This is a genomic window from Enterobacter sp. RHBSTW-01064, assembly GCF_014103035.1.
Taxonomy (GTDB): Bacteria; Pseudomonadota; Gammaproteobacteria; order Enterobacterales; family Enterobacteriaceae; genus Enterobacter; species Enterobacter mori.
The window spans coordinates 233,481-255,635 of the sequence record NZ_JABXOU010000003.1; the positions used below are offsets into that span (position 1 = coordinate 233,481).

Genomic DNA, 22,155 nt, shown 5'->3' on the forward strand with positions numbered 1-22,155 from the left:
ATTACTTATCCCAGCTCAGGATCACTTTCCCTGACTGGCCGGAACGCATCGCGTCGAAGCCCTGCTGGAACTCATCGATGGAGAAACGGTGAGTAATAATCGGGGACAGATCCAGACCGGACTGGATCAGCGCCGCCATCTTGTACCAGGTCTCGAACATCTCGCGGCCATAGATGCCCTTGATGAACAGCCCCTTGAAGATGACTTTGTTCCAGTCGATGGACATATCTGACGGCGGAATACCCAGCATCGCGATACGGCCACCGTGGTTCATGGTGTCGAGCATGGTGCGGAACGCCGGTGGCGCGCCGGACATCTCCAGACCCACATCAAAGCCTTCGGTCATGCCCAACTCTTCCATCACGTCGGTCAGGCTCTCTTTCGAGACATCCACCGCGCGGGTGACGCCCATTTTGCGCGCCAGCGACAGACGGTATTCGTTCACGTCGGTGATCACAACGTTGCGCGCACCCACGTGCTTCGCCACGGCTGCCGCCATAATGCCGATGGGACCCGCGCCGGAGACCAGCACGTCTTCACCCACCAGGTCGAAGGAGAGCGCCGTGTGTACCGCGTTGCCGAACGGGTCGAAAATGGAGGCCAGATCGTCAGAGATGTTGTCCGGAATTTTGAACGCGTTAAACGCCGGGATCACCAGGTATTCCGCGAAGCAGCCCGGACGGTTTACGCCCACGCCGACGGTGTTGCGGCACAGGTGCGTACGTCCGCCGCGGCAGTTACGGCAGTGGCCGCAGGTAATATGGCCTTCGCCAGAAACGCGATCGCCAATTTTGAAGCCTTTCACTTCCTGGCCGATACCGACCACTTCGCCGACGTATTCGTGACCGACAACCATCGGTACCGGAATGGTTTTCTGCGACCATTGGTCCCAGTTGTAGATGTGAACGTCAGTGCCGCAGATGGCTGTTTTACGAATTTTGATCAGCAGATCGTTATGACCGACTTCCGGCTCCGGCACGTCGGTCATCCAAATCCCTTCTTCCGCTTTCAGTTTGGATAACGCTTTCATCACACGTCCTCAGGCAATTACGCCCAGCTGTTTGCCGATGCGGGTAAAGGCTTCCACCGCACGCTCAATTTGTTCAGGCGAATGCGCCGCAGACATCTGGGTGCGGATACGCGCCTGACCTTTTGGCACCACCGGGAAGAAGAACCCGGTGACGTAAATCCCTTCTTTCTGCAGCTCGCGGGCAAACTTCTGCGCAACGACCGCATCGCCCAGCATGACCGGAATGATCGCGTGGTCAGCTCCGGCCAGGGTAAACCCTGCGGCGCTCATTTTTTCACGGAACAGACGGGCGTTGGACCACAGGCGGTCGCGCAGCTCAGCGCCGGACTCCACCATCTCCAGCACTTTGATGGAGGCAGAAACAATCGCCGGTGCCAGGGAGTTGGAGAACAGATACGGGCGAGAGCGCTGGCGCAGCCACTCCACCACCTCTTTGCGCGCGGCGGTGTAGCCGCCAGATGCGCCGCCGAGCGCTTTGCCCAGCGTACCGGTGATGATGTCCACGCGGCCCATCACGTCGCAGTATTCGTGGGAACCGCGGCCGTTTTCGCCGACAAAGCCGACCGCGTGAGAGTCATCAACCATCACCAGCGCGTCGTACTTGTCTGCCAGGTCGCACACGCCCTTCAGGTTAGCGATCACGCCGTCCATGGAGAACACGCCGTCGGTGGCGATCAGCACGTGGCGAGCCCCCGCTTCACGGGCCTCTTTCAGACGCGCTTCCAGCTCAACCATGTCGTTGTTGGCGTAGCGGAAACGCTTCGCTTTACACAGGCGTACGCCGTCGATAATAGAGGCGTGGTTCAGGGCGTCGGAGATAATCGCATCTTCTGCGCCAAGCAGGGTCTCAAACAGACCGCCGTTAGCGTCGAAGCAGGAGGAGTACAGAATCGCGTCTTCCATTCCGAGGAAGCTCGCCAGCTTTTGCTCAAGCTGCTTGTGGCTGTCCTGCGTACCGCAGATAAAGCGTACGGAGGCCATACCGAAACCGTGGGTGTCCATGCCGTTTTTTGCAGCGGCAATCAGCTCAGGGTGATTCGCAAGACCCAGGTAGTTGTTCGCACAAAAGTTGATCACATGGCTGCCGTCGGCAACGGTGATGTCCGCCTGCTGAGCAGACGTGATAATACGCTCTTCCTTGAACAACCCTTCCGCACGTGCGGTGTCGAGGTCGCTGTTTAACTGTTTGTAAAAATCACCACGCATTGCAATTCTCCAGACTCGGCAAATTTCGGCACATATTACCCAAACCTATAGTTCATGACGAGATGACGCAGTATCTCTTCTCGTTTTTGCAGCATAAATCACGTGTAACCCTGCTGCATATCGGTGAATGGCTGAAGGGTCGCCATACTAATGATATGATATGAATATTAGCGTCCGGGATTGTCCCCGGGCTCCACACTTCAAAGGTTACAGTTATGATCATCGTTACCGGCGGCGCGGGCTTTATCGGCAGCAATATTGTTAAGGCTCTCAATGACAAAGGCATCACCGACATCCTGGTGGTTGACAACCTGAAAGACGGCACCAAGTTCGTTAACCTGGTGGATCTGAACATCGCTGATTACATGGATAAAGAAGACTTCCTTATCCAGATTATGGCGGGTGAAGAGTTCGGCGAGATCGAAGCCATCTTCCACGAAGGTGCGTGCTCCTCCACCACCGAGTGGGACGGCAAGTACATGATGGACAACAACTATCAGTACTCCAAAGAGATCCTGCACTACTGCCTGGAGCGTGAAATTCCGTTCCTGTATGCCTCTTCCGCGGCAACCTACGGCGGCCGCACCTCTGACTTCATCGAATCGCGCGAGTACGAGCAGCCGCTGAACGTCTACGGTTACTCTAAGTTCCTGTTCGACGAATACGTGCGTCAGGTTCTGCCAGAAGCGAACTCGCAGATCGTCGGCTTCCGCTACTTCAACGTTTACGGGCCGCGCGAAGGCCACAAAGGCAGCATGGCAAGCGTGGCGTTCCACCTGAACACCCAGTTGAATAACGGCGAAAGTCCAAAACTGTTTGAAGGCAGCGACGGCTTCAAGCGTGACTTCGTCTACGTAGGCGACGTTGCAGCCGTAAACCTGTGGTTCTGGGAAAACGGCGTGTCCGGTATCTTCAACCTGGGCACCGGCCGCGCGGAATCCTTCCAGGCGGTGGCAGACGCGACGCTGGCGTACCACAAGAAAGGCAGCATTGAGTACATTCCGTTCCCGGATAAGCTGAAAGGCCGTTATCAGGCGTTCACGCAGGCCGATCTGACCAACCTGCGCGCCGCAGGCTACGACAAGCCGTTCAAGACCGTTGCCGAAGGCGTAGCGGAATATATGGCCTGGCTGAACCGCGACGCGTAAGTATGAAGATTCTGGTGATCGGCCCGTCATGGGTGGGCGACATGATGATGTCGCAAAGTCTCTATCGCACGCTCAAGGCGCGCTATCCCCAGGCGATAATCGACGTGATGGCACCCGCATGGTGCCGTCCGCTGTTGTCGCGTATGCCGGAAGTGAACGAGGCGATCCCGATGCCGCTCGGCCACGGGGCGCTGGAAATCGGTGAACGCCGCAAGCTCGGCCACAGCCTTCGCGAGAAGCGCTATGACCGCGCGTACGTGTTGCCAAACTCCTTTAAGTCCGCCCTCGTGCCTTTCTTTGCGGGCATTCCGCACCGTACCGGCTGGCGCGGTGAAATGCGCTATGGCCTGCTGAACGACGCGCGGGTGCTGGATAAAGAGGCCTGGCCGCTGATGGTGGAGCGCTATGTGGCGCTGGCCTACGACAAAGGCGTGATGCGCAGCGCGAAAGACCTGCCGCAGCCGCTGCTCTGGCCACAGCTTCAGGTTAACGACGGGGAGAAATCCCACACCTGCAATGCGTTTGGACTTTCATCCGAACGCCCGATGATTGGCTTCTGCCCCGGTGCAGAGTTCGGTCCGGCGAAACGCTGGCCGCACTATCACTACGCCGAACTGGCGAAACAGCTGATCGACGAAGGCTACCAGATTGTGCTGTTTGGCTCGGCGAAAGATCACGAGGCGGGTAACGAAATTCTCGCCACGCTGAGCAACGAGCAGCAGGCCTGGTGCCGCAATCTGGCTGGCGAAACGCAGCTTGAGCAGGCGGTTATTTTGATCGCCGCCTGTAAGGCCGTGGTCAGCAACGACTCTGGCCTGATGCACGTGGCCGCCGCGCTGGACCGCCCGCTGGTGGCGCTGTATGGCCCAAGCAGCCCGGACTTCACGCCGCCGCTGTCGCATAAAGCGCGTGTCATTCGACTCATCACCGGCTACCACAAGGTGCGTAAAGGTGATGCTGCTGAGGGTTATCATCAGAGCCTGATCGACATTACGCCAGAGCGCGTCCTTGAAGAGCTCAACGCCGTGCTGTTGAGCGAAGAAGGATAACGAATGCGGGTATTGATCGTTAAAACGTCTTCAATGGGTGATGTTCTGCATACGCTGCCGTCGCTGACGGATGCGATGCAGGCCATTCCCGGCATTCGTTTCGACTGGGTGGTGGAAGAAGGCTTCGCGCAGATCCCCACCTGGCATGAAGCGGTTGATCGCGTGATCCCGGTGGCGATTCGCCGCTGGCGCAAAGCGTGGTTCTCCGCCCCCATTAAAGCCGAGCGCAAAGCCTTTCGCGATGCGGTGCAGGCTCAGCGTTACGATGCCATCATCGACGCGCAGGGACTGGTCAAAAGCGCCGCGCTGGTGACGCGTCTGGCGCACGGCGTAAAGCACGGTATGGACTGGCACACCGCCCGCGAACCGCTGGCAAGCCTGTTCTATAACCGTCGCCACCACATTGCAAAACAGCAGCACGCCGTCGAACGCACCCGGGAGCTGTTCGCGAAAAGCCTCGGCTATGCGAAACCCGACACTCAGGGCGATTACGCCATTGCGCAGCATTTTTTGCGCAATACTGGCCCCAACACTCAGCCTTATCTTGTCTTCCTGCATGCCACAACGCGCGACGATAAGCACTGGCCGGAAACGCACTGGCGAAAGCTGATTGAACTAATGCAACCTTGCGGTATCCATATTAAACTCCCGTGGGGCGCTGAACATGAACGACAGCGTGCGGAGCGTCTGGCCGCAGGATTTTCGCATGTTGAGGTTTTGCCTAAACTCACGCTGGCACAGGTTGCTGCGCAGTTAGCGGGAGCGAATGCTGTCGTTTCCGTTGATACGGGATTAAGCCATTTAACCGCTGCGCTGGATCGTCCAAATCTGACGATTTTTGGCCCGACCGATCCGGGTTTGATTGGGGGTTACGGTAAAAACCAGCATCAGATGGTCAGCCCGACTCAGCAAACAAAGGATATTAGCGCAGATGCGATTTTTTCATTTTTACAGGGTAGCCACTGGCTTTCCAACAGGGATATTTAACCCATGAGTTATGTATTTCTGCTGATTTTACTCTTTCCGGTGAAGCTCATCCGGAAGCTGTTTCGCAAGGACACAGGTAAAAACCTTGTCATTCAAACAGCCAAAATCGGTGACTTTGTTAATGCTACGCCCCTCCTAGCGTACCTGCAAAAAAGCGACGTGCTTATCAGTCGCAGCGTGGGTGCGATGGCGAAGCATGATGACACTATCGAGCAGATTTATTTTATCGAGCAGCATAAGCGCAATCTGTGGCGTAAGCTCTGCTTTGCCTGCAGGATCATGAATCGCTATGACAACGTGTATCTCCTGCAACCCAACAGCGTGAACCTCTTTTTCGCTTCCGTCTGTAATGCAAAAAACAAACAATTTTTAAGCACTTATACGCGCAGATGGTATCACGGCATTTTCTATACCACGGCTGACGGTACCGTTGAGCATGGTAAACAAACGTTGTCGGTCACAAACTATCTAAAGCTGGCGGACCGCTCGCTAACGTGGCAAGACTCCCCAAAGCACGCTACAAAGCCACTTTTTAAGCCGCAGACCTGGCCGGAAATCCTTGATAAACCCGGTGTTATCCGCATCGGCATCAGTATTGCTGCCGGGAATAAAGCGAAAACCGTTCCGCCCATTATCTGGAAGCGAATTGTTGAGCATCTCGCTGACCTGCCCTGCGAGTTTTATGTATTTGGTGCGCCCAATGAGCAGCCGTGGATGGATGATATCACCCGTGCTTATGGTGAAATGCCTAATTTCACAAACCTCATCGGGCAAATCTCTCTTGAAGAGCTTCCCTGGGCGATTTCAAAGATGGATTGCTATATCGCATCGGATTCGGGGAACGTTTATATTGCCGACGCGGTAGGTGTGCCGGTGGTGTTGCTGTTTGGACCATGCTGTCACTATGAACAGCGTCCGCTTGGCAATGTGTTGTTGATTGGTAATGACGACAACATTTGTTCTTATGTATTTGAAACGCGTTATTATTTTTCACAAGAACGCGAAGCGTTATTTGCGGTAACAGAAGACGCGCTACGCGAACTTAAACATTTTATCTGCGAGTTACCTACCGTTAACGCAACCACCTATGCTTTTGATGCTCAGGGAAACTAATTTCTATGGCTTTTCTTAGCGTCATTATTGCCGCGCATAACGCCGAAGATACGCTTCATGCTACGTTAGAAAGCCTGCACGCCGCGATTGATAATGCGGGTGATGCTGTTGAAGTCATTATCGTTAATGACAGTTCCGATGATGCCACCCAGGATATTATCGAGAAATGGTTGCCTGCGTTCCCACACGCGCAATCCCGGTACGTTGAGTACCGTAACGTCGGTCATGTTCGAAACAGTGCAGTGTCTCTGGCATCAGGCGATTACATCACGATGCTGGATAGTGATGATCGACTGAAGCCTTGCAGCCTCAGGGACGCAGTGGCTTTTTTGAAAGCACAGCGTCCAGATATGCTCCTGACGCGCTTGCTGGAAATTCGTGATATCAGGAAAATCACCGCGTTCTGGCAGGGCTTTACGCCCATCGCTTTATCACAGAAAGAGGCGATAAGGCGTTTCTTGCAGCATAAAGAGTTTCAGGCACATCTCATCGGTCAATTTATTCATCGGAAGTTGTACGAGAGCAATCCTATTCCCTCGATGGTCTGTTACGAAGACTTTGCGGTATTTCCTGCCATGCTCATGCAGGCAGAAAAAATCAGCTATCAACGCCAGGGCCATTACTATTACATCAAACGTAGCGACAGTTTGTCGAGTCGTCTCGACGCCAGTAAAATTACGACACTTGTTGAATGTACATTAAAGATGGAAAAAACGTTTCCGCAAGCGTTTAAAAATCTGATTAATTGTCACTGGTTTGATATCTACAGTAACCATCGGCAACACCTTACCGATCAACAGCTCAAATTCGTTAAATTACGGGTAAATGCGCTTTATTCGCTATCATTTTTCTTATCCAGCGATGTTCGTTTCAGCTATAAAAAAAGGGTTATTGAGGCATTATGGAAAAAGTAAAATTGCGTCTATATCAACTGACGCTAATTCTGAGCCTTATCTCGCTTGCATTGGCCTTGATCAGTTCGGGTAAGCAGCGAGAATTTTTCTATATCGCGATTTATGCCAGCATTATCGGCTTAGCGCTTGAATATAAAAAAATCACACTGCGCCCCTTTTCAATAGCACTGCCCATTTTGTTGATTGGGTTACTTAATTTAGCCTGGTACATGGTTTATGAATACCATAGTGAAGGTTTGAACGCTTACAGCGATTATCTCGGTGCAAGTAAGAAGCTGATTCTAGCCAGTTTCCTTATTTTCTATCTCGACCGGTTTAAGTCTTACGTTGATAAGGCCTCCTTCCAGAAGTATTTCTTCTATGCCTCAGGCGCGGGGTTTGCCCTCGCCACGGGTTATGGTTTATGGCAGGCATCGCAGGGAATGGGACGTGTTGAGATGGCCATTAATCGTGCGACCGTATCAGCTTACGTATACTCTGTGTTATCTCTGGCTTTCGTATACAGCCTTTATCTGCAGAAAAACGTTAAGCTGTATGTGGCTGCGGGTCTCACCATCTTAATTTCTTATTTCATCATTCTTCTGACGGGGACGCGTGCCGCAATGGGCCTCTATTTGCTGTTGGCCATTGTGCTCACGCTTTATCACTTCAGACGAATTCATCTTAAATCGACGCTGATTTTTTTATGTATTGTGGCGGGGATTGTCATCGTTAGCTACAAGCCATTGATTGCGCCAAAGATAACGCAAACGCAAATCGAAATAGCAAACTATGAGAAAGGGTATGACAAAACCTCACTCGGCGCGCGTTTTTCCATGTGGACCGTGGGTATTCAGAACGGGCTCGCGCATCCATTGGGGCAGTCAGTTGAAGATCGCCAGGCATGGACGCAGCGTTATATAAAAGAGGGACATCCGCATCTCATTACTGCACTAACATATATCAATGTTCATTTGCACAATGAATTTATTGAGAAATATTCGCTGCAGGGTATCCCAGGGCTGGTGATATTATTCTTTTTCTTTGCGTCGATGATCGTTTACGCGCTTAAGAATAACAATGGCCTGTTGCTCACGACCATGCTCCTGCTTTTACTATATGGCCTGACCGACGTTATATTGTTGAGCTCAGAAGCCTTGATCTTCTTTGTTACCCTGTTTGCCTTGAGTACACCCTTTTCGCAAACCAGACAACGCTGATGATAATGCCCGCTGCGCGGGCATTAATTTTTTTTGTACTGATAAAACTCCGCCAGCGTCATCCCTACGGTTTTATCTGACAACCACGTAAACAGCGCTTCCAGATCGCGATACAAGCCCTCAATCGCCGATTCATCCTTAAACGTGGGACTCCCGCCAGGCATAAACTCCGATGAATGAAGCATAAACTCCACGTAATCATTCCCCTGCGATAAGCACTGTTGCGCGACCTGAATCATCTGCGCGGCGTTCCCACCAGACGGTCGTAGCCAGTTCACGGACGGTGAGCGATATTTACCGCGAAGACGATCGTAGCCCTGCTTGACGGTATTCAACCAGGCCGGGTGTTTATACTGAATACTCATCGGGACTTCGAGTAGCGGGCTATTACCCGCCCGGGAAATATCATCCGTGTCCATGAAGTAGGCATGGTCAGGGAAATGCTGATAATTCGTTCCGCCACTCCCCTGCGGGGCACCTTTCGCGTTGCGCCAGTTCACGCGCGGCGTAACGGAACAATCAACCTGATAGCCCAGTTCAATAAGCAATTTGGCATAGCGACTGTCAAAGGCCCAGCGCCCGGCACGATGGCTCAGCATTTTGGTCTGGAAGGTCTCTTCCAGCAGGCGGGTCATGAAGAGCACTTTTTCGCGCATCATCTCGTCTGAAAACTCAATCAGATACGGCTGCCAGCGCCAGTCATCACCCGTGAGATCGTGCTCCGGCGGGCTATTCCAGGCATGCAGGTGCATACCCACTTCCCCCTGACCGCGAGTAATAACGTCCCTTGCGAATTCAATGAAAACGGGCTCGATTGCCATCTCATAGTTTGTCAGCCAGACGGGCTTAAAACCAAAACGTTCGCAAAGCGCCTGAAAGCGCGCCAGGTAGCGTGCGTTTTCCGTTTTGATCACCCGATGGTTTTGCCAGAGATTATCGCCTTCGGTATCGATCGTGATGATAAACGCTGGTTTTTTCATAATGAGTCCATGAGACAAAGTAGTTAGCGCTATGTTACGCACGCCTCAAAGCAGGAGTAAACCCTTCCAGGGAAATTCCTGACATTGTGGAGAAAGAGTGCAAGTCGCTACCAGGTCTATTAGAATTGCCAACAGTACAACGCCGATAAGATGATGATGAATAACTTACCTGACACGCCTGATTTGCGCATTTTACTGATCAAACTTCGCCATCATGGTGACATGTTACTCACCACCCCCGTCATCGATTCGTTACGCCAAAAATGGCCTGAGGCGCAAATCGACGTGCTTCTTTATGAAGAGACACGCGATATGCTCGCCGCGCATCCGGCGATCGGCACAATTTATGGTATCGATCGCAAATGGAAGCAGCTGGGCACGCTGAAGCATCTCCAGAAAGAGTGGCAACTGCTTAGCACATTAAGAAGACAGCATTATCACCTGGTGATTAACCTTGCCGATCAGTGGCGCAGCGCCATCGTCACACGCTTCACCGGTGCCCCGGTTCGCCTTGGGTTTGCCTTTAATAAGCGCAAGAGTGCATTCTGGCGTTTTTGTCATAGCAATTTGGTCTCTGTCGCCAATCACTCGTCACTGCACACCGTTGAGCAAAATCTTTCCATCCTTTCAGCGCTGCCGGTTGACCCAAAACCCGCCGTCACCATGGCTTACCGCCCGGATGACTGGCAACACGCACACCACCTCTTGACGCAAAAAGGTGTGGGAGAGCGATACATCGTGATTCAACCCACGTCGCGCTGGTTCTTCAAATGCTGGGATGAAGGAAAGATGGCGCAAACCATTACCGCCCTGCAGCAGGAAGGCCACACCATCGTTCTCACGGCTGGCCCGGATAAAAAAGAGATGGCAATGATCGATCGCATTCTCGCTGCCTCACCGAAAACGGGTGTCGTCTCGCTGGCAGGTCAATTGACGCTGCGTCAACTGGCATCCCTTATCGATCATGCGCGTCTGTTTATCGGCGTGGATTCCGTGCCGATGCATATGGCTGCGGCGCTTCAGACACCCTGCGTGGCGCTGTTTGGCCCCTCAAAGCTGACGTTCTGGTCTCCGTGGCAGGTCAACGGGGAGGTTATCTGGGCCGGTGACTACGGCCCGCTCCCCAATCCGGACGCCATTGATACCAGCACCAAAGAACGCTATCTCGACGCCATTCCCGTGGATGCTGTCGTCTCCGCTGCAAAGAGATACCTGTAATGAAACACCATCGCCTGGCGATTGTTCGCCAAAAATATCGCCCTGATGGCGGAGCGGAACGTTTCGTCTCCCGCGCGCTGACGGCGTTAAGCAATCAAAATCTTGAGCTCAACGTTATCACCCGCGAATGGCAGGGAGAAAAGCAGGACGACTGGCATATCCACATTTGTGACCCGCGCAAGTGGGGACGCATCAGCCGCGAACGCGGTTTTGCGCATGCCGCCCGCGCACTGTGGCAGCAGCAGCAATTTGATATTGTGCAAAGCCACGAGCGTATCCCGGGTTGCGACATTTACCGCGCAGGCGATGGCGTTCATCGCCGCTGGTTGCTGCAGCGTGCGAGGATCCTGCCCGCCTGGCGCGCACAAATGCTCATGCACGATCGCTACCACCGCTACGTGATGAATGCCGAACGTGAAATGTACCAGGCTCCTGAGTTGAAGGCCGTTATCTGTAATGCGGAGATGATCAAACGCGAAATCGTCGAAGACTTTGATATTGACGCAAAAAAGATACATGTGATTTATAATTCAATTGATTCCAGCCGCTTCGTTCCGGCCGAGGAAGCACAGCGTGCCGCGCTGCGTCAGCAGTTTGGTTTACCCACCACCGCCGTTGTGTTTTGCTTTGTAGGCTCAGGATTTGAACGAAAGGGATTAGCCAGCGCCATACGCGCTATCGCGGGAACCGCGGCGTGGCTGATTGTGGTTGGGCAGGATAAAGCGGAAAATCGTTATCGTGAACTCGCCCGTTCACTCGGCTGTGAAGGGCAAATCCGTTTCCTGGGGATGCAAAAAGAGACGTTGCCATTTTACCAGCTATCCGATGGTTTACTGCTGCCAACGCTGTATGATCCCTTTCCTAACGTTATTCTTGAAGCGATGGCCTGCGGTTTACCTGTCATTACTTCAGAGAGTTGCGGCGGAGCCGAATTTATTGTGCAAGGCAACAACGGATTTTACTGTGACGCACTTGATATCAACACATTGAAGGAGGCAATAGCGGCCATTCCTTCTCTGGAAAAGAATAACAATATGGGGCTAGCAGCACGTGAACGTGTAAAAGAGGCCACCCCCGAAAAACTATCAAGTCAGCTTATTTCGCTTTATCAAAAATTACTGGATTAAAAATGCGCATCCTAATGATTATTGATGGTTTACCCGGTGGAGGAGCTGAAAAAACAGTTCTTACACTTTCCAGCGGATTGATCGAAATGGGTCATCAGGTCTCCCTGTTCTCCCTGCGGAAAGTGTGCGACTACGCCATCCCGGAAGGCATCGATTTTCAGGTTATTCAGGATACGTGTAAAAAGCCGTGGCGGAAGCTGACGGAGATCCCGCGCCGCGCCCGACTGCTGGATAATGCGATTAAGCAGGCTGAACGCAGTGGAAAATTTGATGTGGTGTTCTCCCACCTGCATAAAACTGACCGCATCGTGGCGCACTGCCGCGCACTGGAACGCGATAAAGTCTGGTTCTGCGTACATGGCATGTTCTCGTTCTCCTATCTGCGCCATCGCAGCGGTCTTTCGCGCTGGTTTAAACATTATAAGATTCGTCATACCTACGAAAACCGCAATGTTGTGGCCGTCTCAGCCGCCGTGTTGAAAGACCTCTCGGAAACGCTGGCAATCGATCTTCGTCGCCAGGCCGTTATCCATAATCCTTTCGATATTCCAGAAATCCAGCGTCTGGCGGACGAACCCTATGAGATGCAGGGACAGGATTACCTCATTCACGTCGGCCGCTTCCACGAGCACAAACGTCACGATCGTCTCTTACGCGCCTTTGCGCTGAGCCAGATAGAGACAACACTGGTCATGATGGGAAATGGCGCCGACGCTAAAATTCAAAAACTAAAACAGCTGGCTACCGAGCTGGGCATTGAAAACAAAATTGTTTTCCGTCCATTCCAGCCCAATCCCTATCCATGGATCAAAGGCGCACGCCTCTTAGTGTTAAGCTCTGACTGTGAAGGTTTTGGTAATGTATTGGTCGAATCAATTATCTGTCAGACACCCCCCGTCAGTACAAACTGCCCGGGTGGACCCGCTGAAATCCTCACAGGGGACTTAGCGCGCGGGCTGACAGCATTAAATGATGAGTCACTGGCAAAAACGCTGGCAGATATCTATGCCTCTCCGCCAGTCGTTGATCGCGCAACGATCGCATCGTTCGGCATCAATGCTATCTGCCAGCAATATATTGCTTTGGTCGACAATCCATAATAATCAGGTTTCTTATGCAAAATTCAGCGCCATTATTAAGCGTGGTGGTTGCCGTTTATAACGGTGAAGCGTTCCTGGATCAGTTCTTTACCTGCCTTGTCAATCAACGCATCGACAGTATGGAAGTCATCATCGTTAATGACGGCTCCACTGACCGCTCGATGGAGATCGTCGACAACTGGCGAGAAAAGCTGCCGCAGCTGCAGGTCATTGAGCAGCAAAACCAGGGTGTCTCCATCGCGCGGAATAGCGGTCTGGCCATCGCGACGGGTCAATATCTTTCCTTCCCGGATATTGATGATGTCTTTAAACCCGGCATGTATCAGCATCTGCTGGATATGGCCGTTACGCAGGATCTGGACGTCGCCACCTGTAACGGGAACTACGTCTGGGAAAATAATAAAAAACCCTCGCGCCCGATTTTCCCTGAGGACAAACTGGCATCGACAGGCGTGATGACTGGCGCGGCATGGTTAAAGATGGCGCTGGATTCTCGTAAGTTCCTCCACGTCACCTGGTTGAATATCTATCGCCACGACTTTATCCGTAAACACAGTTTCCATTTCGAACCCGGCCTGCGCCATCAGGATATCCCGTGGACGACTGAAGTGCTGCTCGCGGCAGAGCGGGTGCAGTACACCAGTGAACGTTATTATGACTACTACATTCACTCCGCATCGGTGTCCCATATGCCGGACAATGACGACACGCTCATTCGCTCGGCGCGCCATTACATGAAAATCCTGCAGATGCTTGATGCCATCAATCAGCGCTACCCGGATAAAGTGAAAGGTATCCCGGCCTGCCACTGGCAAATCGCCAAAGAGGGACTGGGGATTATTCACACCTTCGACAACATGAAGGATGAGAAGAAGAAATCCATGATTATTAAAGAGTTCTTCGAAACGGGCATCTGGAAACTCATCTGGAAAAGTGCAAAAAGTCCGCGTTTGCGCTGGCGACTGGGCCGCCGTTACTTCCGCTTAAAGCGGTATCTGGCATAAGAGATAGCTTTACCTGGCTTAAATGCTTAGAATTTGCCCGCCGAAACTAAAAAAACGGATAATCGATTGGAATTGTTGTATACCGCCCTGCTCTATCTCATTCAGCCACTGGTGTGGCTGCGACTGTTGCTTCGTAGCCGTAAAGCACCCGCGTATCGAAAACGCTGGGCTGAACGCTATGGCTACTGCCGTAATAAAGTTGCCCCGGACGGTATTTTGCTCCATTCCGTTTCAGTTGGTGAGACGCTGGCGGCTATCCCGCTGGTTCGCGCCCTGCGTCACCGATACCCGTCACTGCCGATCACCGTCACGACCATGACGCCCACCGGTTCTGAGCGTGCGTTATCCGCTTTCGGAAAAGACGTGCATCACGTCTATCTGCCTTACGATCTGCCCTGCGCCATGAACCGTTTCCTGAATACCGTTCGCCCGAAACTGGTGATCGTGATGGAAACCGAGCTGTGGCCGAATATGATTTCTGCCCTCCATGCCCGTAAGATCCCGTTGGTTATCGCTAATGCCCGACTGTCTGAGCGCTCGGCGAAAGGGTACGGCAAGCTGGGCAAATTTATGCGTCGCCTGCTGAGTAAAATCACCTTGATTGCGGCGCAGAATGAAGAAGATGCGGCGCGCTTCATCGCGCTAGGCCTGAAACGCAACCAGCTTGCGGTAACGGGCAGCCTGAAATTCGATATTTCCGTCACGCCTGAACTCGCCGCCCGTGCGATCACACTGCGTCGCCAGTGGGCCCCGCGACGTCAGGTCTGGATTGCGACCAGCACTCACGACGGCGAAGAAGAGATCATCCTCCAGGCGCACCGCAAGCTGCTGGAAACATTCCCTGATTTACTGCTTATCCTCGTGCCTCGCCATCCTGAGCGCTTTAAAGATGCCCGCGATATGGTGCAAAAAGAGGGTTTCAGCTACACCCTGCGCAGCAGCGGTGAGATCCCTTCCGGCAGCACTCAGGTAGTGATTGGCGATACGATGGGCGAGCTGATGCTTTTATACGGCATTGCTGACCTCGCCTTTGTCGGCGGCAGCCTGGTCGAGCGCGGCGGTCATAACCCACTGGAACCGGCAGCACACGCCATTCCGGTACTGATGGGACCGCACACGTTTAACTTCAAAGATATCTGCGCGAAATTGCAGCAGGCCGATGGTTTAATTACCGTGACCGACGCGGATTCGGTGGTCAAAGAGGTGTCTACCCTTCTGACTGACGAAGATTATCGCCTGTGGTACGGGCGTCATGCCGTCGAAGTGCTGCACCAGAACCAGGGCGCACTGACCCGTCTGCTGCAGCTTCTGCAACCTTATCTGCCTCAGCGGAGCCACTAATGTCAACGCGTCTGTCGGTCGTGATGATCGCCAAAAACGCCGCCGACCTGCTTCCGGACTGCCTGGCCTCCGTCGCCTGGGCTGACGAAATCGTCATCCTGGACTCCGGCAGCACGGACAACACGGTAGATGTCGCCCGCGCGGCGGGCGCAAAAATCTATACCAATTCTGACTGGCAAGGTTATGGCATTCAGCGCCAGCGCGCGCAGGAATATGCCACCGGCGATTATGTGTTAATGCTCGACACTGACGAACGCATCACGCCAGAACTGCAGCAGGCTATTCAAACGGTGCTTTCCTCGCCTCAGCCAGGTGCGGTATACAGCATTGCCCGCCGCAACTACTTCCTTGGCCGCTTTATGCGCCACAGCGGCTGGTATCCTGACCGCGTGATGCGCCTCTACGAGCGCGAGCGGTATCAGTACAACGACAATCTGGTCCATGAATCCCTGAGCTGCGATAGCGCCCAGGTCATCCCCCTGACGGGCGATTTGCTGCACCTGACCTGCCGTGATTTCGCGAGCTTCCAGCGTAAACAGCTCAACTATGCCACCGCATGGGCGCAGGAGCGTCACCAGCGCGGCAAGAAGGCCTCGCTGACGGGTATCTTCACCCACACGCTGGGCGCGTTTCTGAAAACGCTGCTGCTGCGAGGCGGCGTACTGGACGGTAAACAGGGCTGGTTACTCGCGGTGGTCAATGCCCAGTATACTTTCAACAAATACACCGAGCTGTGGGCGCTCTGCCGCGGCTACTCTGAGAAAACGTGAGCCATGAGCACAAAAGCGATTTATCCGGGTACCTTCGATCCGATCACCAACGGTCATGTTGATATCATCACCCGTGCGGCATGCATGTTCGACAAGGTGATACTGGCGATTGCCGCCAGCCCCAGCAAGAAGCCGATGTTTGACCTGAACGAACGCGTTACGCTCGCCACCGATGCCATTTCGCATCTGCCGAACGTTGAGGTGGTTGGGTTTAGCGACCTGATGGCTAACTTCGCCCGCGCTCAGCAGGCAAACATTCTGATCCGGGGTTTACGCGCCGTAGCAGACTTTGAGTATGAAATGCAGCTGGCGCACATGAACCGCCATCTGATGCCAGAGCTGGAGAGCGTGTTCCTGATGCCCTCCAAAGAGTGGTCGTTTATCTCTTCCACGCTGGTAAAAGAGGTGGCGCGTCATCACGGCGATGTCACCCACTTCCTGCCGGTTAACGTCCACCAGGCCTTGATGGAAAAGTTAAAGTAACGCTATTTCTGGCACTGACGGCAATAGAACGTGGCGCGCTGGGCGTGCTTCGTGGCAATAATTGGCGTCCCGCAGGCTCTGCACGGTTCACCCTTACGGCCATATACCTGCAGCTCCTGGGCAAAATAGCCTGGCTTCCCGTCGCTTTGCAGGAAGTCCTTCAGCGTTGTCCCGCCCTGCTCAATAGAACGCAGCAGTACCGCTTTAATCACTCTGACCAGCAGTTCGCACTCTTGCGCCGACAGCGACGAGGCCAGCCGATCGGGATGGATCCCGGCCGCAAACAGCGATTCGCTAGCGTAAATATTCCCCACGCCAACCACCAGCTTGTTATCCATCAGCCAGGGCTTAATCGGGGTCTTTTTCTTTGCGCACTTCTCTTTCAGGTATTCCGCATTAAACGCATCTGACAGCGGTTCAGGCCCGAGATGCGCCAGCACGTTGTGCCCTTCCAGCTCCTTCGTCCACAGCCATGCGCCAAAACGCCGCGGGTCGGTGTAACGCAGCACTTTACCGTTGCTCATCACCAGGTCAACGTGATCGTGCTTTTCCGCAGGCAGCTCTTCAGTAAGGATGCGCAGGCTCCCGGACATCCCCAGATGGATAATAATCCAGCCGTCAGGCAGTTCCAGCAGCAGGTACTTGGCGCGACGCTGCACGCTAAGGACGGGTTTGTCACTTAACGCGTGGATCTCATCGGACACCGGCCAGCGCAGGCGCCCATTACGGACAACTGCGTGAAGAATGGTTGCGCCGACCAGATGGGGCTCGATGCCGCGACGGCTGGTTTCTACCTCAGGTAATTCAGGCATAGTTCCTCCGTTGAGATGCAGAATGCAAAAAACCCCGCAGATGCGGGGTTTTTCAATACAAGGAGACTAAAATTATTTGATTTTAGCTTCTTTGTACAGTACGTGCTGGCGTACAACTGGATCGAATTTTTTCAGTTCCAGTTTTTCCGGCTTAGTACGTTTGTTCTTCGTGGTGGTGTAGAAGTGACCTGTACCAGCAGAAGAAACCAGCTTGATTTTCTCGCGAATACCTTTAGCCATGATTTATTTCCTCTTTAAGTACTTAGTACTTTTCGCCACGGGCACGCAGTTCGGACAGAACTGTATCGATGCCTTTCTTATCAATAACACGCATACCTTTAGCAGATACACGCAGGGTGACAAAACGCTTCTCGCTCTCAACCCAGAAACGGTGAGAGTGCAGGTTCGGCAGGAAACGGCGTTTAGTCGCGTTCAGTGCGTGGGAACGGTTGTTACCGGTCACCGGACGCTTGCCAGTAACTTGGCAGACTCGGGACATGTCTATTCTCCAAAAATCAAATTAGCTCGAGCTTCGTATGGGGTATCGGCGCCTCGTCAGGCTTTACAGCCCGGTCATCGCATAGTTCTAAGTGAACTCTCGATTGCCAGGCCCAAATGCCAAACCCGAGATTCTCAAAGGTGGCGTAGTATACGCTGACTCGGCGGTGTGCTCAAGTCCCGAACAGACAAAGATCCCGATGGATCGCGAGAAAGGGTCTAAATCCAACCACGTTCCGCAAAAGAAATGTACTCTCCGCGGCCAATTATCAGATGGTCCAGCACACGAATGTCCATGAATTGACAGCATTTGATAATGCGTTCGGTGATTTCTTTGTCCGCTCTGCTCGGTTCTGCACAGCCAGAGGGGTGATTATGCGCGAGGATCACGCCGGCTGCATTCACTTTTATCGCTTCCCGCACAATTTCTCGCGGATAAACCTCTACGTGGGTCAAGGTTCCAGAGAAAAGGTGAGTGTGTTTCAGCACCCGGTTCTTATTGTCGAGAAAGATCACCATGAAGATCTCCCGCTCCATATCTGACAGCTGGCTTTGCAGGAATTCGCGGGTCATCGCCGGGGTAAGGATCGGATCTTCCTCCTCCATACGGACATTGTAAAAACGGCGGGCAAGTTCAGCAATCCCCCTCAGCTGGGCATATTTCGCCACGCCAATCCCCTCAACCTGCGCAAACGCTGCCAGATCGGCGGTCAGCAAACCATGCAGTGAACCGAAATGTTCTATCAGCTCTTTTGCCAGCGTAAATACCGTTTTCCCCTGCGTACCCGTACGCAAAAAGAGCGCCAGCAGCTCATCGTCTTTTAACAAGGTGACGCCATATCGCAGCAGTTTTTCGCGCGGTAACAGCAGTTCCGTCTCTTCCATGCCCAGCCTCCTTCTGTTTGTCATCATGCTGCCACAGGCCAATCCGGGGCTCGACGCTGACTTTTCGTTCTTGCGTAACGCCTCGCAAAGTGAACGAAGGACAAAATCACCCCGTTTTTGTGATTGTGATAAAATGCCCGCTCTCTGGTGAAACCCAACAGGAAAGAATCATGATGAGCCTGGCCGGTAAAAAAATCGTTCTTGGCGTGAGCGGCGGTATAGCAGCCTATAAAGCGCCGGACCTGGTGCGTCGCCTGCGCGAGCGCGGGGCGGATGTGAGGGTCGCGATAACCGAAGGTGGCAAAGCCTTTATCACGCCTCTGAGCCTGCAGGCTGTCTCGGGGTACCCGGTATCCGACAGCCTGCTTGACCCTGCAGCAGAAGCGGCGATGGGCCACATTGAGCTTGGGAAATGGGCAGATCTGGTGATTCTTGCCCCCGCCACGGCCGATTTGATTGCCCGCGTGGCGGCGGGCATGGCGAACGATCTGGTCTCGACCATTTGCCTCGCAACACCTGCGCCAGTCGCCGTCGTGCCCGCAATGAACCAGCAGATGTACCGTAACGCAGCCACCCAGCACAATCTGGAGACGCTGGCATCACGCGGCCTGCTTATCTGGGGCCCGGACAGCGGCAGCCAGGCGTGTGGCGATGTTGGCCCGGGTCGTATGCTGGACCCGCTGACGATTGTTGATATGGCTGCAGCCCATTTTTCGCCTGTCAACGATCTGCAACATCTCAACATCATGATTACCGCGGGTCCCACGCGCGAACCGCTGGACCCGGTGCGTTACATCACTAACCACAGCTCCGGCAAGATGGGCTTTGCCATTGCTGCTGCTGCTGCAAAACGCGGCGCGAACGTCACGCTGGTGAGCGGCCCGGTCTCACTGCCGACACCTCCGTTCGTTCAGCGCATTGACGTCATCACCGCGTTGGAAATGGAAGCCGCCGTACAGGCCCATGCGCAAAACCAGCAGATTTTTATCGGCTGTGCGGCCGTCGCGGATTATCGGGCAGAGACCATTGCAGACGCCAAAATCAAAAAGCAAGGTGATGAATTAACGATAAAAATGGTGAAAAACCCGGATATCGTTGCGGGTGTCGCCGCACTGAAAAGCCATCGTCCTTACGTTGTTGGGTTTGCCGCAGAAACAAATAATGTGGAAGAATATGCCCGGCAAAAACGTACTCGCAAAAACCTTGATTTGATTTGCGCGAACGACGTATCGCTGGCCACGCAAGGATTTAACAGCGACAGCAATGCACTGCACCTTTTCTGGCAGGATGGAGATAAAGTCTTACCGCTTGAGCGCAAGGAACTCCTGGGCCAACAATTACTGGACGAGATCGTTACCCGTTATGATGAAAAAAATCGACGTTAAGATTCTGGACCCGCGTGTTGGCGAGCAATTTCCGCTGCCGACTTATGCCACCTCCGGCTCTGCCGGTCTTGACCTGCGCGCCTGTCTCGATGACGCCGTAGAACTGGCTCCAGGTGCAACCACCCTGATCCCGACAGGCCTGGCAATTCACATTGCTGACCCGTCTCTGGCGGCGGTGATCCTGCCGCGTTCTGGTCTGGGCCATAAGCATGGCGTCGTACTGGGTAACCTGGTTGGCCTGATCGACTCTGACTATCAGGGTCAGCTGATGGTATCCGTCTGGAACCGTGGTCAGGACAGCTTCACCATTGAACCGGGCGAGCGTATTGCGCAGATGGTCTTCGTACCGGTTGTGCAGGCAGAATTTAACCTGGTGGCAGATTTCGACGCCACCGACCGTGGCGAAGGCGGCTTCGGCCATTCCGGGCGTAAATAACCGTCCGATAGATACGCATCTCACAGCGCCATAATGCAATAACAAACCGCAAACGTCAGTTTGCGGTCGCTGTGTGGATGCCAGCCTGGCAAGTGCTTATTTTCAGGGGTATTTTGTAACATGGCAGAAAAACAAACCGCGAAAAGGAATCGTCGCGAAGAAATACTTCAGTCTCTGGCTCTGATGCTTGAATCCAGCGATGGCAGTCAACGCATCACTACCGCTAAACTGGCCGCCTCTGTAGGCGTGTCTGAGGCGGCGCTGTACCGTCATTTTCCGAGCAAGACCCGGATGTTCGACAGCCTGATCGAGTTTATTGAAGACAGCCTGATCACGCGCATCAACCTGATTCTGAAAGACGAAAAAGACACCACCGCGCGTCTGCGTCTGATTGTGCTGTTAATCCTGGGCTTTGGTGAACGCAATCCGGGCTTAACCCGTATCCTCACCGGCCATGCGCTGATGTTCGAGCAGGACAGGCTGCAGGGGCGCATTAACCAGCTTTTCGAACGTATTGAAGCGCAGCTGCGCCAGGTACTGCGCGAAAAGAAAATGCGTGAAGGCGAAGGGTACACCATCGATGAGACGCTGCTGGCGAGCCAGATCCTGGCGTTTTGCGAAGGGATGCTCTCCCGTTTTGTGCGTAGCGAATTCAAATACCGACCAACGGACGATTTTGACGCCCGCTGGCCGTTAGTGGCTGCTCAGTTGCAGTAACACCGTTGCCGGATGGCGGCTTCGCCTTATCCGGCCTACGAAATACGCAGGCCCGGTAAGCGTCGCGCCACCGGGCAATTCAATTACACGCCGAACTCTTCCCGGTACGCACGTACCGCCGCCAGATGATCCGCCATCTCCGGCTTCTCTTCCAGATAGGCAATCAGGTCTTTCAGGGTGATAATCGACGTCACTTTGCAGCTGTAATCGCGCTCAACTTCCTGAATAGCGGAAATTTCACCGCGACCACGCTCCTGACGATCCAGAGAAATCAGGACGCCAGCAAGCGTCGCACCGTTGGCCTGGATAATCTCCATCGATTCGCGGATTGCCGTGCCCGCGGTGATCACATCGTCCACCAGCATGACGCGGCCCTGCAGCGCGCTGCCGACCAGATTCCCACCTTCACCGTGGGTTTTGGCCTCTTTACGGTTAAAGCAGTACGGCACATCACGGTCATGGTGTTCAGCCAGCGCCACCGCGGTGGTGGTCGCAATTGGAATACCTTTGTAGGCCGGACCAAACAGCAGGTCGAAATCAATCCCGGAATCCACCAGCGCTTCGGCATAGAAACGGCCTAACAGCGCCAGATCGCGCCCGGTATTAAACAGCCCGGCGTTGAAGAAATAGGGGCTCTTACGCCCGGATTTCAGCGTAAACTCGCCAAACTTAAGTACCTGCTTGTTAAGCGCAAACTCAATAAACTGGCGCTGATACGATTTCATGGATTCGCTCCTTTGGTTTTTCTGTCTT

General features: G+C 53.6%; 24 protein-coding genes. 16 read left to right on the forward strand and 8 right to left on the reverse strand.

Going from position 1 to position 22,155, the window contains the following annotated elements; translation table 11 throughout:
- Position 1: 1 nt before the first annotated feature.
- A complete protein-coding gene (gene tdh, locus HV355_RS11310) occupies positions 2 to 1,030 on the reverse strand; it encodes an L-threonine 3-dehydrogenase (RefSeq protein WP_042717745.1) in 1,029 nt (342 codons plus the stop codon).
- 9 nt (positions 1,031 to 1,039) lie between these two features.
- On the reverse strand, positions 1,040 to 2,236 hold the full coding sequence (gene kbl, locus HV355_RS11315; protein ID WP_010426385.1) for a glycine C-acetyltransferase: 1,197 nt from the start codon (positions 2,234 to 2,236) through the stop codon (positions 1,040 to 1,042).
- Between the two features lie 215 nt (positions 2,237 to 2,451).
- On the opposite strand from kbl, the gene rfaD reads away from it, so the two are divergent.
- From rfaD to HV355_RS11345, 6 genes are read left to right on the forward strand one after another with little or no spacing between them, the layout of a single operon-like run.
- Positions 2,452 to 3,384, forward strand: a complete 933-nt coding sequence (rfaD, locus tag HV355_RS11320; protein WP_174340354.1) for an ADP-glyceromanno-heptose 6-epimerase — start codon at positions 2,452 to 2,454, stop codon at positions 3,382 to 3,384.
- A 2-nt stretch (positions 3,385 to 3,386) separates the two neighbouring features.
- The gene (gene rfaF, locus HV355_RS11325) at positions 3,387 to 4,433 is read left to right on the forward strand and encodes an ADP-heptose--LPS heptosyltransferase RfaF (protein ID WP_182401928.1); all 1,047 of its coding nucleotides are present in this window, start codon (positions 3,387 to 3,389) and stop codon (positions 4,431 to 4,433) included.
- A gap of 3 nt (positions 4,434 to 4,436) precedes the next feature.
- Entirely contained in the window at positions 4,437 to 5,420 is a 984-nt protein-coding gene (gene rfaC / locus HV355_RS11330; protein WP_182401930.1) for a lipopolysaccharide heptosyltransferase RfaC, read from the forward strand.
- Positions 5,421 to 5,423: 3 nt separating this feature from the next.
- A complete protein-coding gene (locus HV355_RS11335; protein ID WP_120158945.1) occupies positions 5,424 to 6,533 on the forward strand; it encodes a glycosyltransferase family 9 protein in 1,110 nt (369 codons plus the stop codon).
- Between the two features lie 5 nt (positions 6,534 to 6,538).
- Entirely contained in the window at positions 6,539 to 7,447 is a 909-nt protein-coding gene (locus tag HV355_RS11340; RefSeq protein WP_182401932.1) for a glycosyltransferase family 2 protein, read from the forward strand.
- Positions 7,435 to 8,646: an O-antigen ligase family protein gene (locus HV355_RS11345; protein ID WP_182401934.1), complete on the forward strand. Its 1,212-nt coding sequence runs from the start codon at positions 7,435 to 7,437 to the stop codon at positions 8,644 to 8,646. The genes HV355_RS11340 and HV355_RS11345 overlap by 13 nt, the downstream gene beginning before the upstream one ends.
- Before the next feature lie 23 nt (positions 8,647 to 8,669).
- On the opposite strand, the gene HV355_RS11350 is transcribed toward HV355_RS11345, so the two are convergent.
- Positions 8,670 to 9,626: a polysaccharide deacetylase family protein gene (locus tag HV355_RS11350; RefSeq protein ID WP_182401936.1), complete on the reverse strand. Its 957-nt coding sequence runs from the start codon at positions 9,624 to 9,626 to the stop codon at positions 8,670 to 8,672.
- A gap of 150 nt (positions 9,627 to 9,776) precedes the next feature.
- On the opposite strand from HV355_RS11350, the gene rfaQ reads away from it, so the two are divergent.
- From rfaQ to coaD, 7 genes are all read left to right on the forward strand, one after another.
- On the forward strand, positions 9,777 to 10,844 hold the full coding sequence (rfaQ, locus tag HV355_RS11355) for a putative lipopolysaccharide heptosyltransferase III (protein ID WP_182401938.1): 1,068 nt from the start codon (positions 9,777 to 9,779) through the stop codon (positions 10,842 to 10,844).
- Positions 10,844 to 11,971, forward strand: a complete 1,128-nt coding sequence (locus HV355_RS11360; RefSeq protein WP_182401940.1) for a glycosyltransferase family 4 protein — start codon at positions 10,844 to 10,846, stop codon at positions 11,969 to 11,971. Before rfaQ ends, HV355_RS11360 begins: the two co-directional genes overlap by 1 nt.
- A 2-nt stretch (positions 11,972 to 11,973) precedes the next feature.
- Positions 11,974 to 13,071 (forward strand): glycosyltransferase, encoded by a 1,098-nt coding sequence (locus tag HV355_RS11365; RefSeq protein ID WP_029484913.1) that lies wholly within the window; start codon positions 11,974 to 11,976, stop codon positions 13,069 to 13,071.
- Between the two features lie 14 nt (positions 13,072 to 13,085).
- Positions 13,086 to 14,075, forward strand: coding sequence for a glycosyltransferase (locus HV355_RS11370; protein WP_010426408.1), 990 nt, complete (start codon positions 13,086 to 13,088; stop codon positions 14,073 to 14,075).
- A gap of 66 nt (positions 14,076 to 14,141) precedes the next feature.
- Positions 14,142 to 15,416, forward strand: coding sequence for a lipid IV(A) 3-deoxy-D-manno-octulosonic acid transferase (gene waaA / locus HV355_RS11375; RefSeq protein WP_108417290.1), 1,275 nt, complete (start codon positions 14,142 to 14,144; stop codon positions 15,414 to 15,416).
- Complete coding sequence (locus HV355_RS11380; protein ID WP_126815719.1) at positions 15,416 to 16,186, forward strand: glycosyltransferase family 2 protein; 771 nt, start codon at positions 15,416 to 15,418, stop codon at positions 16,184 to 16,186. Before waaA ends, HV355_RS11380 begins: the two co-directional genes overlap by 1 nt.
- A gap of 3 nt (positions 16,187 to 16,189) precedes the next feature.
- Complete coding sequence (gene coaD, locus HV355_RS11385) at positions 16,190 to 16,669, forward strand: pantetheine-phosphate adenylyltransferase (RefSeq protein WP_042717767.1); 480 nt, start codon at positions 16,190 to 16,192, stop codon at positions 16,667 to 16,669.
- Between the two features lie 2 nt (positions 16,670 to 16,671).
- Here coaD and mutM read toward each other — a convergent pair whose 3' ends face one another.
- The 4 genes from mutM to radC all read right to left on the reverse strand — a co-directional run bounded on the left by mutM (position 16,672) and on the right by radC (position 18,864).
- Positions 16,672 to 17,481 (reverse strand): bifunctional DNA-formamidopyrimidine glycosylase/DNA-(apurinic or apyrimidinic site) lyase, encoded by an 810-nt coding sequence (mutM, locus tag HV355_RS11390; RefSeq protein WP_100167467.1) that lies wholly within the window; start codon positions 17,479 to 17,481, stop codon positions 16,672 to 16,674.
- Between the two features lie 72 nt (positions 17,482 to 17,553).
- The gene (gene rpmG / locus HV355_RS11395; RefSeq protein ID WP_003024094.1) at positions 17,554 to 17,721 is read right to left on the reverse strand and encodes a 50S ribosomal protein L33; all 168 of its coding nucleotides are present in this window, start codon (positions 17,719 to 17,721) and stop codon (positions 17,554 to 17,556) included.
- Positions 17,722 to 17,743: 22 nt separating this feature from the next.
- Positions 17,744 to 17,980: a 50S ribosomal protein L28 gene (rpmB, locus tag HV355_RS11400; protein WP_002436699.1), complete on the reverse strand. Its 237-nt coding sequence runs from the start codon at positions 17,978 to 17,980 to the stop codon at positions 17,744 to 17,746.
- Between the two features lie 218 nt (positions 17,981 to 18,198).
- Positions 18,199 to 18,864 carry a DNA repair protein RadC gene (radC, locus tag HV355_RS11405; protein ID WP_010426422.1) on the reverse strand — a complete coding sequence of 222 codons (666 nt, stop codon included), beginning with the start codon at positions 18,862 to 18,864 and terminating at the stop codon, positions 18,199 to 18,201.
- Positions 18,865 to 19,037: 173 nt separating this feature from the next.
- Between radC and coaBC the strand changes: the two genes are divergently transcribed.
- The 3 genes from coaBC to slmA all read left to right on the forward strand — a co-directional run bounded on the left by coaBC (position 19,038) and on the right by slmA (position 21,402).
- Positions 19,038 to 20,249 carry a bifunctional phosphopantothenoylcysteine decarboxylase/phosphopantothenate--cysteine ligase CoaBC gene (gene coaBC / locus HV355_RS11410; protein ID WP_120159028.1) on the forward strand — a complete coding sequence of 404 codons (1,212 nt, stop codon included), beginning with the start codon at positions 19,038 to 19,040 and terminating at the stop codon, positions 20,247 to 20,249.
- Positions 20,227 to 20,685 carry a dUTP diphosphatase gene (gene dut / locus HV355_RS11415; protein WP_015570042.1) on the forward strand — a complete coding sequence of 153 codons (459 nt, stop codon included), beginning with the start codon at positions 20,227 to 20,229 and terminating at the stop codon, positions 20,683 to 20,685. The genes coaBC and dut overlap by 23 nt, the downstream gene beginning before the upstream one ends.
- Positions 20,686 to 20,805: 120 nt before the next feature.
- Complete coding sequence (gene slmA / locus HV355_RS11420; RefSeq protein ID WP_010426428.1) at positions 20,806 to 21,402, forward strand: nucleoid occlusion factor SlmA; 597 nt, start codon at positions 20,806 to 20,808, stop codon at positions 21,400 to 21,402.
- Between the two features lie 83 nt (positions 21,403 to 21,485).
- Here slmA and pyrE read toward each other — a convergent pair whose 3' ends face one another.
- Positions 21,486 to 22,127: an orotate phosphoribosyltransferase gene (gene pyrE / locus HV355_RS11425; RefSeq protein ID WP_010426430.1), complete on the reverse strand. Its 642-nt coding sequence runs from the start codon at positions 22,125 to 22,127 to the stop codon at positions 21,486 to 21,488.
- Positions 22,128 to 22,155 lie beyond the last annotated feature (28 nt).